Origin of the sequence: Gaetbulibacter sp. S0825 (assembly GCF_011777505.1) — a bacterium.
GTDB lineage: Bacteria > Bacteroidota > Bacteroidia > Flavobacteriales > Flavobacteriaceae > Pontimicrobium.
In genome coordinates this window covers 325,505-338,779 of the sequence record NZ_JAATJT010000001.1, presented here as the reverse complement: position 1 = coordinate 338,779, position 13,275 = coordinate 325,505, and the positions used below count along the sequence as shown (strand labels likewise).

18 protein-coding genes are annotated in these 13,275 nt (G+C 32.0%); 7 read left to right on the top strand and 11 right to left on the bottom strand.

Annotated elements, in window-relative coordinates; all coding sequences use genetic code 11:
• Nucleotides 1-3: 3 nt before the first annotated feature.
• The gene (locus tag HB672_RS01600) at nt 4-1,164 is read right to left on the bottom strand and encodes a HAMP domain-containing sensor histidine kinase (protein ID WP_208864167.1); all 1,161 of its coding nucleotides are present in this window, start codon (nt 1,162-1,164) and stop codon (nt 4-6) included.
• 127 nt (nt 1,165-1,291) lie between these two features.
• On the opposite strand from HB672_RS01600, the gene HB672_RS01595 reads away from it, so the two are divergent.
• The 5 genes from HB672_RS01595 (at nt 1,292) to ppk2 (HB672_RS01575) (ending at nt 5,021) form a co-directional block, all read left to right on the top strand.
• Nucleotides 1,292-2,167, top strand: a complete 876-nt coding sequence (locus HB672_RS01595) for a flavin reductase family protein (RefSeq protein WP_167606655.1) — start codon at nt 1,292-1,294, stop codon at nt 2,165-2,167.
• Between the two features lie 44 nt (nt 2,168-2,211).
• Entirely contained in the window at nt 2,212-2,589 is a 378-nt protein-coding gene (locus tag HB672_RS01590; protein ID WP_167606652.1) for a DUF3127 domain-containing protein, read from the top strand.
• A gap of 101 nt (nt 2,590-2,690) precedes the next feature.
• Nucleotides 2,691-3,317 (top strand): leucyl/phenylalanyl-tRNA--protein transferase, encoded by a 627-nt coding sequence (gene aat / locus HB672_RS01585; protein WP_167606649.1) that lies wholly within the window; start codon nt 2,691-2,693, stop codon nt 3,315-3,317.
• Nucleotides 3,318-3,375: 58 nt separating this feature from the next.
• Nucleotides 3,376-4,227 (top strand): polyphosphate kinase 2, encoded by an 852-nt coding sequence (ppk2, locus tag HB672_RS01580; protein ID WP_167606646.1) that lies wholly within the window; start codon nt 3,376-3,378, stop codon nt 4,225-4,227.
• The gene (gene ppk2 / locus HB672_RS01575) at nt 4,227-5,021 is read left to right on the top strand and encodes a polyphosphate kinase 2 (protein WP_167606643.1); all 795 of its coding nucleotides are present in this window, start codon (nt 4,227-4,229) and stop codon (nt 5,019-5,021) included. The genes ppk2 (HB672_RS01580) and ppk2 (HB672_RS01575) overlap by 1 nt, the downstream gene beginning before the upstream one ends.
• Here the strand turns inward: ppk2 (HB672_RS01575) and HB672_RS01570 are convergent.
• Nucleotides 5,018-5,581 (bottom strand): DNA-3-methyladenine glycosylase I, encoded by a 564-nt coding sequence (locus HB672_RS01570; protein WP_167606640.1) that lies wholly within the window; start codon nt 5,579-5,581, stop codon nt 5,018-5,020. The two genes, ppk2 (HB672_RS01575) and HB672_RS01570, sit on opposite strands and share 4 nt — an antisense overlap.
• Nucleotides 5,582-5,678: 97 nt before the next feature.
• On the opposite strand from HB672_RS01570, the gene HB672_RS01565 reads away from it, so the two are divergent.
• Entirely contained in the window at nt 5,679-6,302 is a 624-nt protein-coding gene (locus HB672_RS01565; protein ID WP_167606637.1) for a thioredoxin family protein, read from the top strand.
• On the opposite strand, the gene HB672_RS01560 is transcribed toward HB672_RS01565, so the two are convergent.
• The 8 genes from HB672_RS01560 to HB672_RS01525 all read right to left on the bottom strand — a co-directional run bounded on the left by HB672_RS01560 (nt 6,286) and on the right by HB672_RS01525 (nt 11,283).
• Nucleotides 6,286-7,029 carry a hypothetical protein gene (locus tag HB672_RS01560; protein WP_167606634.1) on the bottom strand — a complete coding sequence of 248 codons (744 nt, stop codon included), beginning with the start codon at nt 7,027-7,029 and terminating at the stop codon, nt 6,286-6,288. The two genes, HB672_RS01565 and HB672_RS01560, sit on opposite strands and share 17 nt — an antisense overlap.
• Before the next feature lie 52 nt (nt 7,030-7,081).
• Nucleotides 7,082-7,624, bottom strand: a complete 543-nt coding sequence (locus HB672_RS01555) for a hypothetical protein (protein WP_167606631.1) — start codon at nt 7,622-7,624, stop codon at nt 7,082-7,084.
• 37 nt (nt 7,625-7,661) lie between these two features.
• Complete coding sequence (gene truB / locus HB672_RS01550) at nt 7,662-8,357, bottom strand: tRNA pseudouridine(55) synthase TruB (RefSeq protein ID WP_167606628.1); 696 nt, start codon at nt 8,355-8,357, stop codon at nt 7,662-7,664.
• Complete coding sequence (locus HB672_RS01545) at nt 8,358-9,152, bottom strand: undecaprenyl-diphosphate phosphatase (RefSeq protein ID WP_167606625.1); 795 nt, start codon at nt 9,150-9,152, stop codon at nt 8,358-8,360.
• A gap of 48 nt (nt 9,153-9,200) precedes the next feature.
• Nucleotides 9,201-9,467, bottom strand: coding sequence for a DUF3098 domain-containing protein (locus tag HB672_RS01540; RefSeq protein WP_167606622.1), 267 nt, complete (start codon nt 9,465-9,467; stop codon nt 9,201-9,203).
• A gap of 2 nt (nt 9,468-9,469) precedes the next feature.
• Complete coding sequence (locus tag HB672_RS01535) at nt 9,470-9,817, bottom strand: hypothetical protein (RefSeq protein ID WP_167606619.1); 348 nt, start codon at nt 9,815-9,817, stop codon at nt 9,470-9,472.
• Between the two features lie 95 nt (nt 9,818-9,912).
• Entirely contained in the window at nt 9,913-10,371 is a 459-nt protein-coding gene (locus tag HB672_RS01530; RefSeq protein ID WP_167606616.1) for a hypothetical protein, read from the bottom strand.
• 33 nt (nt 10,372-10,404) lie between these two features.
• Nucleotides 10,405-11,283: a permease-like cell division protein FtsX gene (locus HB672_RS01525; protein ID WP_167606613.1), complete on the bottom strand. Its 879-nt coding sequence runs from the start codon at nt 11,281-11,283 to the stop codon at nt 10,405-10,407.
• A gap of 67 nt (nt 11,284-11,350) precedes the next feature.
• Between HB672_RS01525 and HB672_RS01520 the strand changes: the two genes are divergently transcribed.
• On the top strand, nt 11,351-12,277 hold the full coding sequence (locus HB672_RS01520) for a 2-dehydropantoate 2-reductase (RefSeq protein WP_167606610.1): 927 nt from the start codon (nt 11,351-11,353) through the stop codon (nt 12,275-12,277).
• Here the strand turns inward: HB672_RS01520 and HB672_RS01515 are convergent.
• Entirely contained in the window at nt 12,269-13,177 is a 909-nt protein-coding gene (locus HB672_RS01515; protein ID WP_167606607.1) for a DMT family transporter, read from the bottom strand. The two genes, HB672_RS01520 and HB672_RS01515, sit on opposite strands and share 9 nt — an antisense overlap.
• Nucleotides 13,178-13,275 lie beyond the last annotated feature (98 nt).

The following is a 13,275-nucleotide window of genomic DNA, read 5'->3' as shown; positions in this document are numbered from 1 at the left end:
AATCTAAACTTTTTTTAAAGAAACTTGTATAGTCGTGCCTTTACCTATTTCGGATGAAATTACCTTAATTTTTCCATCATGATAATCCTCTACAATACGTTTTGCAAGCGATAATCCTAATCCCCAACCACGTTTTTTACTAGTAAAACCAGGTTCAAATATTTTTTTAAATCTCGCTTTAGGTATGCCTTTTCCAGTATCTGACACTCGTACATGAACATATTTGTCATTAGGAACAACTTCAATTTTTATTTGCCCTTTTCCCTTCATGGCATCAATAGCATTTTTTACAAGGTTTTCTATAGTCCAGCTATAAAGTTGTTTGTTTAGGTTGACGTTAACAATTTCATTTGTAGCTGTAAATTCAAAATCAACAAGTTTTGAAGAACGTGTTTTTAAATAATTGAAAGACTCTTTGGTTTCATTAACAATATTTGAAATTTCAAGCTTTGGAATAGAGCCAATTTTACTAAATCTATCTGTAATGGTTTGAAGTCTATTGATGTCTTTTTCAATTTCAAGAATATGATTAGGATCTACATTTTCCATTTTTAATATTTCTGTCCAACCAATTAAGGACGATAAAGGTGTGCCAATTTGATGGGCAGTTTCTTTTGCCATTCCTGTCCATAACTTGTTTTGCGTAGCTACCTTTGAACTTTTGTAAAAGAAAAAAGCTACTGCGCCAAATAACAATATAATTAGAATTAAAGCTAATGGGTAGTATTTTAATTTTTCAAGTAAAGGAGAGTTTCCATAATAGAGAATGCCTGCGCTTTCTGTTTCGTTAGTTACGGGGTCAGTATAAACCATTTCTATTGGCTCATTTTCTTTTTCGAATTGTATTATCAACTTCTTTATATATGAAGAATCCTTTGCTTTTTCTTCATCAATGTTATTATAATTATAACTTCCATCAACATTATACCTTATCATAGGAGTTGTTTTGTTGCTTGAAAGTATTTGAAGAGGAAGATCACCTAAATCGGCATTTAAATCAAGAGTTCTATTAATCTCTCTTTGAGCATTAGCCCAATTTTCCATTTTTACACGTTCTTCAGCCTTAAAATGTTGAAAAAATGTGTAAGTATTCCAAAGAATTAATGAAATAATAGCAAAAGATGCTACTGTAATAACCCAACGTAAAATGTTTCTGTTACTCAAAAAAGATAAGTTTGATTTTTCAATTTTAAATATAATGTAAATATGTTAATATTATTGTTCTAGTTGTTAGTAAAATGGTTTTTAGTTACTACTTAGATTGTTAACTTTGTGACTCAAAATTTTAGAGATGCTTTCGTTAGAGCCAAAAGACTTATCGACAGGAAAATTACATAGCTATTTGCTAAGTGCAGTTGCGCCTAGACCTATTGCTTTTGCTAGCACAATTGATGCTGAAGGGAACCCTAATTTATCACCATTTAGTTTCTTTAATATCTTTAGCGCAAATCCACCAATTATGGTATTTTCACCTGCTAGACGCGTTAGAGGGAATACAACAAAACACACCTTAAATAATGTAGAACAGGTAAAGGAAGTGGTTATTAATGTGGTGAATTTTGACATTGTTCAGCAAATGTCCTTAGCTAGTACAGAATATCCTGAAAATGTGAATGAATTTAAAAAAGCAGGATTAGCCATGTTGGAGTCCGATTTGGTAAAACCATTTAGAGTAGCCGAATCGCCAATTCAATTCGAATGTAAGGTTAACGATATTATTAAATTGGGAAATGAAGGAGGTGCAGGAAATTTAATAATCTGTGAAGTGGTGAAATTTCACATAACAAGTGAAGTCCTCAATGAAGATGATACTATTAATCAAGAACAATTAGATTTGGTAGCTAGAGCTGGTGGAAGTTATTACAGTAGAGCCAATAAAGGGTTTTTTGAAATACCAAAGCCACTATCTACTCTAGGTATTGGTGTAGATGCAATGCCTGAGCATGTTAAAAACAGTATGATTTTAACAGGAAATGATCTTGGTGTGTTAGGAAATGTTGAAGCTTTACCAAGTGATAAAGAGATAGAAGAGTTTTTAAAAGATGTGAGTGAGCGTTATCCAAATGTTAGAGATATGTCGCACAGAGAAAGGCATAAAATTGCTCAAAACTATTTGAGTTATGGTGATGTAGAAAGCGCATGGAAACTTTTATTAACCGAAAAATAAATTAGAAATAAAATTAACAGAAATAAATAATTAAGTAAGAACCGATGGAAGTACAAGGTAAAATTAAAGTAATTGGAGAAACTCAAACGTTTGGGACAAATGGGTTTAGAAAGAGAGAAGTAGTTGTCACTACCGAAGAGCAATACCCACAACATATAATGATTGAATTTGTTCAAGATAAAACAGATTTATTAAATAATTATCAAGTTGGACAGCAAGTTAAAATTAACATAAACCTTAGAGGAAGAGAATGGGTAAATCCTCAAGGTGAAACTAAATATTTCAACTCTATTCAAGGTTGGAGAATAGAAAATGTACAACAAGACGCTTCAAACGAGAATGTACCTCCAGTACCACCAGCAGAAGCTTTTGAGCCTGTTGATAGTTTAAATGAAGACGAGCACGACGACCTTCCTTTTTAAGTATAATCAAAAAAGAAAACAAGGCCTCAGTTTATTAACTGAGGCTTTTTTATTGACTTAAATTATACTATCTTAATTGTTCTATTAAACAAATAAATTTGATGCACTTTTTAACAAATAATCTAGATTTTCCAGAGGTTACAGAAGCCAATGAAGAAGGTTTACTTGCTATAGGAGGTGATTTAACGGTTAATCGCTTAATAGATGCCTACAAAAAAGGGATTTTCCCATGGTATGAAGCTGGTCAGCCTATTTTATGGTGGTCTCCAGACCCTAGATTTGTGCTTTTCCCCAATAAATTGAAAGTCTCAAAAAGTATGAGGCAAATATTAAAAAACTGCAACTATTTAGTAACTATAAATAAAGATTTTAGACAAGTAATTAATGAATGTGCCAAAATTAAAAGAGAAGGACAATCCAATACTTGGATTACTGATGAAATGATAGAGGCCTATTGCAATTTGCATGACTTGGGATATGCTAAATCTGTAGAGGTTTGGGAAGGTAAAGAATTAGTTGCAGGACTTTATGGAATAGATTTAAACGAAAAAGTATTTTGTGGCGAAAGCATGTTTACTAAAAAAAGTAATGCAAGTAAGGTGGGTTTAATAGCATTTTTAAAAAATTCCAATTATAATTTAATAGATTGCCAAGTATATACAAGGCATCTAGAAAGCCTAGGAGCAGAATATATATCAAGAAAAGAATTTATTAATTTCATAAATTGACAAAAGTCATAGATTAAAAAAATATATATATAAATCTTTGTAAAATATAAAAATGCCTATGTTAACACAACAAGATTTTGAAAAACATACAAATAGAGAAGAATTTCTTCAAACACTTAAAGAAAAGCTGGATGGAGGTCGTTATGATGACATCATGTATGCTGTAAATTATGAAAAAGAGTTAATAAAACTTCAAGCCGAACTTGTTGATTTACAACAATGGGTTGCAAAACACAAAAAACGAGTATGTATTATTTTTGAAGGTAGAGATGCTGCAGGAAAAGGTGGAGCTATTCGTCGCTTTGCTGAGCATTTAAATCCACGTTCCATGCGCGTTGTAGCTTTAACTAAACCAACAGATGTAGAAAAGGGGCAATGGTATTTTAGACGCTATATTAAAGCATTACCTAACCCTGGAGAAATTGTGCTGTTTGATCGTAGTTGGTATAATCGTGCAGTCGTAGAACCTGTTATGGGATTTTGTAATGATGAGGAGTATAATAAATTTATGGTGCAAGTACCAGAATTTGAACACATGCTTTATGAAGATGGTGTCGAGATTATTAAATTTTGGTTCTCCATTTCAAAGGAAGAGCAAGTCAAACGTTTTGATGCACGATTAAAAAATCCATTAAAACGTTGGAAGTTTAGTGAAGTTGATAAAGAAGGGCAACGTTTGTGGGATAAATATACATTTTATAAAGAGCAAATGTTTAGTAAAACACACACCACATTTAGTCCTTGGATTATTGTAAAAACTAACGAAAAAAGAGAAGCGCGTTTAGAAAGTATTAGGTACGTACTATCACGCTTTAATTATGAAGGTAAAGGTAAATCAAATACAACCATATTGCCAGACCCAAATGTTGTACAACGCTATCATAGAATGGTAAAACAAATAGATAATTAATGAGAGGTTTATCAGATAAAAGTTTAAAGAGATTAAATTCTAAAAAAGGAATAAAGCTATTCCTTACAGAAGAAAATATGACTACTGCCAAAGCAGTAAGGATTGTTAATCATGAAGTTCGACTTAAAAGATTACAAGAAGAATTAATTCAACTGCAACATTGGGTAAAAAGGAACAATGAAAAAGTTGTCGTTATATTCGAAGGAAGAGATGCTGCAGGAAAAGGTGGAGCAATTAGGAGGATTACACAACATTTAAACCCTCGTGAATTTAGGGTTGTAGCATTGCCTAAGCCAACTGAAGAGGAAAAGGGAGAATGGTATTTTCAGCGTTATATAAATCAGTTACCAAGAGAAGGAAAAATTGTATTTTTTGATAGAAGTTGGTATAATCGTGCAGTAGTAGAACCAGTAAACGGATTCTGTACTCAAGAGGAGTATAACATTTTTATGAATCAGGTTAATGATTTTGAGAGAATGATAATAGAGTCTGGAATTAGATTGGTTAAATTCTATTTTTCAATAACTAAAATTGAGCAAGCTAAGCGTTTTAGAGAGATTAAGGCTAGTCCAATTAAAAAATGGAAATTTAGTACTGTAGACCAGAAAGCGCAAAGACTTTGGGATAAATATACTGGCTATAAAACTACAATGTTTGATAAAACAAATACCGAATTAGCACCTTGGATTATTGTTAAGGCTAACAGAAAAAGTAAGGCTAGATTAGAAGCTATAAAGCATTTGTTAAATATTATTCCTTATAATCATCAAGAAATAGATAGTTATTATCATTAAACTTGATTATATCTAAAACACGATACTTCGTGGTCATTGACCATTCCAGTAGCTTGCATGTGAGCATATACTACTGTAGTGCCAACAAATTTAAAACCACGTTTTTTTAAGTCCTTGCTAATTGTATTGCTTAACTCAGTATTTGCAGGCGCATCTTTATAATTGACAATGGTGTTTTTTATGGGTTTTCCATTGGTGAATTTCCATATATAATGACTAAAACTGCCAAATTCATCTTGAATTTTCATAAAGGCTTGCGCATTACTTACGGTGGCATTTACCTTTAATTTATTTCTTATGATTCCAGCATCTTTTAACAGGGACTCTATTTTTTTTTCATTATAATTTGCAATTTTTTTATAGTCAAAGTTGTCAAAAGCATTTCTAAAATTTTCACGCTTGCGTAATACGGTAATCCAACTTAAACCAGCTTGAAACGTTTCAAGAATTAAAAACTCGAACAACTTAGCATCATCATAAACAGGAACACCCCATTCTTCGTCGTGATAAGCTTCATATAAAGAATCTCCAACACACCAACCACATCTATGTTTTTCCATATTTGTAAGGTTATTAAATTAGCGCTACTAATGTAATGATTGTTACCAAAACGGTAGTAGTATAATTATTAAATTTGTAAAGAATTACTAAGCTAATATGATGAACAACCATATAATTGAAGAAAGCCTAAAAAAAGCAATTTCTTATCCAAAATACACAAAATTAGTAGAGCAATTAGTTGAAGAAAAATCAACTACAGGAGACTCTAAAACGGAAGCTCTTATTGAATATACCAAGCTAAACGATAGGAGAATGAAGCGCTGGGACAAAACGTTAAAAATTCCTGTAAATCTTGAGGAAAAAATCATATCTATTGACTCTAGAGCTACTTGGTTGGTCATTACCGAAAGTTGGTGTGGTGATGCAGCTCATGTAATGCCTGTAATAAATAAAGTAGCAGAATTAAATAAAAATATAAACTTTAAGGTGGTTCTTAGAGATGAAAATGAGGCATTGATGAATCAGTTTTTAACTAATGGTAGTAAGTCTATTCCAAAGTTAATAATGATTGATGATACAACAAATGAAATTGTTTCAACGTATGGTCCAAGACCAAATACTGTAACGCAAATGGTAAACGATTTTAAAAAGAAGCATGGTGTATTAACGGCTGATTTTAAACAGGATTTACAAGTGTGGTATAATAAAGATAAAGGGCAGAGTACATTAGAAGACCTAACGGAATTACTTTGCGAATTACAACCTAGTTCTTGCCTCTAAACAAGAACGTAATAGTTCCTAGTTGTGAAGTTTTTTTCGGATTTTTATTAAACTTAGATTCTTTGGCATATTCCAAGGCATGATCAATTAAACAACCATTTTCAGATGATGATGAGGCATTAATATAGGCATCCACAACATTGCCTTCATGATTTACTGTTATATTAACTACTATTTTTCCACCTTGTTCGCATAAGTATATTGGTGTTGGTAAAAAAGTATGCAGTCTATCTACCAAAGAGTAACTTACCGAGCTATTTTTATTGGCACTATTGTCGGCATTTTTCTGACTTTCAAGACGCTTACTTACTATATCATTAATGCTGCCAAACGCAGAAGACTTGTCTTTCTTACTACCACTATTAGAGGCAGTTAATACATTATTATCTTGATTGGCAGCCTTTAATTCTTCAATACTTGTGCGATTTTTAATGGCTTCCATTTGCTCTTCAAATGCCTCATCGACAGCCTTATCATTTTCGTAAGTTTTTGTTTCATTAAAAGCTTGATTTGTTGCTGGAGTTGCCATTAAATTATCAAGACTTTTTAAAATGTCTTCTAGTTCTTCTTTTTCTTCTTCTTCAACAGCCTCGGCATCCATTTCATAAAAGGTTTCTGCAACCAGTTTAGATTTCTTTTTTATATGAATTGTAAATCCAAGAAGTATCACCGCAGTAGATAACAGTGCAGTTATAATTAGGGCTTTATATGTGTTAGAAACAGACATTTTCTTGTAATAAATTACGCATTATTATATACGTAGAGTTCTCGAAAATAGTTTAAAACAGCATAAATTCAAAAAAAACAGCGATACTTGATAGTTTATCCAGCTGTTTATATCCAAACCGTTTTCTTGAAAAATCCAACCCAATTAGAAACGAATTTGTGTAATCTTCATTAAAAATTTCTACCCCAGCGCCCACTTTATACATAGTTCCAGACTCAAAAGATTTTCCTAAATTTAATAGGCGACCATAACCAGACCTAACAAATACATTGTCATCATCGGCAATAATATTGTATCTAAAACTTAAATGAGCGGGAAAGAAATGTAAACCACTTTCCGAATGCCAATTATACTCTAAATTAAGCCCAATAGCAGAGCGTTCGTCAAATCTATAACCAAATGTATTATTAATAAAAAAGGCGCTTGGAAGAATTAATGGGCCTGTATCATCATCTTGAGTAATGGTGTAGTCTTCATTAATAGTTAAGGTAGTTGCTAAAGATATTTTATAGTAAAATCCGTTGATTTCTTCATCTTCTTGAGAAAATACGGTGAGTGATATAAATAGAAAAAGTATTGTGAGTAATTGCTTCATTGATTGGTTTTGTTAGAAGCAAAATGATTATCAAGAATTATTCCGAAGGCAAACTTTCTATAAAATTTTGAATAGAAAGTGCATTGTCTACATGAAAATCACCAATTTTGGTACGCCTCAAAGCTGTTAAGTGCCCTCCAGATTGTAATGCTTTTCCAAAATCGTTTGCAAGCGAACGAATGTAAGTGCCTTTACTGCAAACCACTCTAAAATCCACCTCATTATTTTGAAATCGCGTAATTTCAAATTCTGAAATATTAATGGTTCTTGATTTAATTTCTACAGATTCTCCAGCTCTAGCAAATTCATACAGACGCTTTCCATCTTTTTTAATGGCTGAAAATACTGGAGGATATTGTTCGATATCTCCAATAAATTGTTTGGTTGTTTCGTGAACAAGCTTTTCAGTAATATGCTCTGTTGGGTAGGTTTTGTCTATGTCTGTTTCCAAATCGAACGATGGTGTGGTACTTCCTAAGGTTATGGTTCCAGTGTATTCTTTTACTTGCGCTTGAAATTCATTGATTTGCTTTGTCATTTTCCCAGTACAAATTACTAGTAATCCTGTGGCTAGAGGGTCTAAAGTGCCTGCATGACCAACCTTAATTTTTTTTATGCCAAAGGTCTTTCTAATATGCCATCGTAACTTATTAACCACCTGAAAAGAGGTCCAATTTAGAGGCTTGTCAATTAATAAAACTTGACCGTTTTTGAAATCTTCTAAGGTTTTCATCTAGTTGTAAAATGAAACGCCAATGGCAATTAAACCTACAATTACACAGTAATAGGCAAAGTATTTAAGCTTACTTTTCTTTACTAAAGCAATCATCCATGTACAAGCAAACAATCCAGAAATAAATGCTGCTACAAAACCTATAGATAAGGCAGTGAAATTCTGACTATCATAAGTCAATTCGCCGCTTAAAATGTCTTTAGCTATCTTTCCAAAAATTAAGGGCACGACCATTAAAAATGAAAAACGTGCTGCTTTGGTTTTATCGTTTCCTAAAAGTACTGAAGTCGATATAGTAGCTCCCGAACGTGAAATTCCTGGTAGCATCGCAATGGCTTGCGAAAAACCAATAACTAAAGCGTTAGAAAACGATACTTTTTTGTTGGTGTTTTTTGCTTTATCGGTTAAGTAAAGTAACAATGCTGTAATGATGAGCATAAAACCAACTAGTTTTATGTTACCTCCAAAAAGTGCCGATAATTCACTTTCGAACGTAAAGCCAATAATGGCAGCAGGTAGCATTGACACTGCAATTTTTGCTACAAATTGGGTGTCTTCATTCCATTTAAAAGCAAAAAGGCCTTTAATAATATCGAAAATGTCTTTTCTAAAAACCACAATAGTACTTAATGCAGTCGCAAAGTGTAAAACGACTGTAAATAATAGACTTTCCTCTGGAACTGAATTATCTCCTAAGATGGCTTTTCCAAGTTCTAAATGACCACTGGATGATACAGGTAAAAACTCGGTAAGTCCTTGTATAATTCCTAATAAAATGGCGTCAATTACTTCCATGAGGCAAATGTATCAAAATAGGGCGACCTTAAAATAGGAATAAGAATTTTATTTTTGAGAATCAGATTTATCAGGATTCAGTAGAATGGCATAAACCTGAATACCAAATCCAATTAATACAAGTGTTGGTGCTAACCTAATACGTCTCCAACTAAAAATACTTTCGTCAAACACATTTGGGTCGTCACTACCACCACCAGACATTAAAATAAAGCCTAAGGCAATAAAAGCAATACCAATGAGCATGAATTTATAGTTCTTCTTTCCAAATAGGAAATTACTTTTTGTGTCTTGTTTGCGCTTTTGTTCTCCCATAATTAATCAAACTCGGTAAAAATAATGTCATCTCCAATGGCTATTTGTGCAATATGCTCTGATGTACCTAATAATAGCTTTGGTAAGTGCAAAGTAACGGTTTTATTTAAAACTTTTGCGTTAAGAGTTTCTAAATTTAATCCTTGTTCTAAACCTCTATTAATGTAATAATAGTCTGTTCCAGTGTCATGAAACACGATATCGTACGACGATCCTTCGGTTATTTTCTTAATAGTTACCTCTACAACTTCACAATCTTCAGGTTGCGGATTGTTAATCACACACGATTTAAATACTAGAAATACTGAAAGAAAAAGGGCAAGGACAAAAAAAGGCGTTTTTCGTTTCATGTTGAATTGTTGGTTAGTTCTATGATAACGTAATTGATTGAAATTTATTTTTTCTAAGTGTATAACGAAAGATTACTATTTATAATGTACTTTTTTCAATGACTGAGATACTCTTTAAAATATCTAATTAACCTTTTTTCTTCACTTTTAAAAATCGAAGAGATAAAGACGAAAAAAATTAAGGGAATAAAATAGGAAAACAAAGGAATTTCTAAATCGAACACAAATTGGAAAATCATCATGATTATGGGTAAAATTAGTATAACTAATAACCCATATTTATTTTTTGTCTCAATTTTAATATGTGTTTTGTTTTCAGTTAATTCACACATAGTTACGCTAGCACAAATCGCACTTTTAGATTTATAGTCAATATCAAATGCATAATTAGTACCAAACGAAAAATTTAAGCTAATCATAAATTGATTTTCGGTTAACCATTTTACAAAGAATTTCTTTTTATTTTTTTTATCAATAAAACTTTTCAACTCCGAAGGATTCAATTGCACATTAAACTCTTCTTTAATGATTTCTAAAAACGAAATTTTGCTCATTTTATAATTTCACTTGTAGTTTGGATACAACCATTAATAATACAACTGATCCGTCTTTAAATTCAAGAATCGTTGCGTGGCAATATATGTGCTTATCCAAGTTATTACAATACCAAGTACAAACACGCCTAAAAACAATCCAGTAATTAATAGTGGGTTGCTTAACAACTCTAAATCGGCAAATGTTTTATCAATATAATAGAGCACAACTGCCATCCCAATTAAGGCAATCACAGCACCAATGATGCCTAGTTTAATACTTTTCCAAATAAAAGGACGTCTAATAAATTGCTTGGTTGCACCAACCATTTGCATGGTTTTTATAGTAAAACGTTTAGAATATACAGACAGTCTAATGGAACTATTAATAAGTAATACCGCAATTAAGGTGAATAAGGCACTTATAATTAACACCCAAAGACTAATACGTTTTACGTTGCTATTCATCATTGAGACCAAATCTTTATCATAACGTACATCATCTACAAATTTTTTAGTTAACGTAGCTTGCGAAATACTATCCAAGCGTTGCTCGGTTACAAAATCTGCTTTTAAATTAACTTCAATAGAGTTTTGTAGTGGGTTGTGTCCAATATCATCCAAAAAATCTTCACCATATTCGCCTTTCATAAAATCGGCAGCATCTTCTTTAGAAATATATTTGGTTTCCTTTATGTAACTAGCAAGTGTTAAACTTTTTTCTAGCTGATTAATTTCAACCTCCTTAGCAGTATCATTCAAGTAAATGGTCATTACGACACGCTCCTTAAAATTGTTGGAAATAGTTTTAGCATTTAAGACTAACATGCCTAACAATCCTAATAAAAACAACACCAAAGCAATGCTTATCACTACTGAAAAATAGGAAGATATCAATCGACGTTTTTGATGTTTTTCAAATGCTGAACTCATAAATTTTTTCTTGTTAGCGTAAAAATATAAAAGTATCTTTAATCTATAATTATAATAACTAAAACATATGAACATTGTTGTTGTAGGTGCTGGAGGCGTAGGAGGCTATTTTGGTGGAAAATTAGCACATGCTGGCTTTGACGTCACGTTTATAGCTAGAGGTAAAACGCTTCAGGCAATAAAACTTAACGGATTAAAAGTAAAAAGTGTCAATGGCGATTTTGTGGTACATCCTAAAGTTACAGATGATATTAAAGAGCTAAAAAATTCAGACTTAGTGATTCTTGGTGTAAAATCGTGGCAAGTTGAAGCTATTGCTAAAGAGTTAAAAGATGTGATTTCTAAACAAACGATGATATTACCATTGCAAAATGGTGCTGATAATGCCGATAGATTACGAAATATACTTCCGCATGAAAACGTACTCGCAGGACTGTGCAAAATAGTGAGTAAAATTGAAGCACCAGGTGTTATCAATCATTTTGCTTTTGAACCAGAAATTGTTTTTGGAGAATATGATGGTAAGCTTACGTCTCGAGCAAAAAAAGTGAAATCAGCTTTTGATAAAGCAGGATTTAAAAGCACTATTTCAGAAAACATCCAATTAGATATTTGGAAAAAGTTTCTTTTTATTACAACAATAAGTGGTATTGGAGCTATCACACGAGTGGTTTATGGAGAGATTAGAAAGGATGATTATTTGAGACAAATTATGTATCAAACAGCTAATGAAATTGTAGCAATAGCGAATGCAAAAGGTGTTGCGTTAACAAATAGTGATATTGAAATGACATTAAAAATTATAGATAATTTTAATCACGGAACCACAGCATCTATGCAACGAGATTTTATGGCTGGACGACCAAGTGAGCTCGAAAATTTTAATGGCTATATCGTAAAACAAGGAAAAGAACTTCATGTTTTAACTCCAGCAAACTCATTTATTTATCATTGTTTATTGCCCCAAGAAAGAAAAGCTCGTGGATTAAGTTAGTTTTGCTTTTCGGCTTATTAAATATACGCCAGAAACTACCAATAGAGAACTTAATATTTTTATTAGATTAATGTCTTGTGCATATTCATCGTGCATAAGCACATAAGCATAAATACTCACCATAATAAAGCTAACAGCTGGTTGTAAATATACATAGCTACTGTTCACTGAAGGAGAAACATAGTTCAATGCATAAATATTGAAGAGGTATGCAAAAAATGTGGTGAAAATAACCACAAAAGTAATTACTAAATAGGTGTTTAAATCAAATGAAGAAAAATCTGTTGATAATAAATCACTTATTCCAAAAGGAAACATGAACACAAACCCAAACAAAAAGACCCAACTAATTAAGGTAATAGAGTTATATTTTTTCATTAATGGTTTTACAATAACTAAGTATAACCCATAACAGCAAGCATTTAGGAATACTAATAAGTTACCTAAAAACGAGCTAGTTCCTTCGGCGGTATTTCCATACCAAATAAGTAAAACTGCCCCAATACCTCCAATTGTAATTCCTAAAAGTTTATTTAAAGTTATTTTTTCTTTTAGAATAAATGCGCTAAAGATAAGTACCATCACAGGAATTGAGGTAATAATAATGGAAGCATCAATAGGAGAAGTTAGGTTTAAACCATTAAAAAATAATAACTGATTTGCCGCTGCGCCAAGTAAACCGCAAAGCGCCAATCGAAGCATGTCTTTTTTTGCAATGCGTTCTTTTATAAAAAATTTTATAATCCAAAATAAAATTACTCCACAAAACAATCTAATAAACACAAAAGCTGAAGGGCCAATTTTGTTAGGCATAATGCCTTTTGCAATTAGGTAATTAGCACCATAAATAACATTGGCTCCAAGAAGTGCTAAGTGTGCTTTGTGAGTGTTGGTTAGCAATAGAGGTTAGTTTGTTGTTGTTTTTGTTAGATGTATTCAAAAGTAAATCTATTATTTTGATTTTAGTTATGAAAACTAGCGTATTTATTAAATGTAAA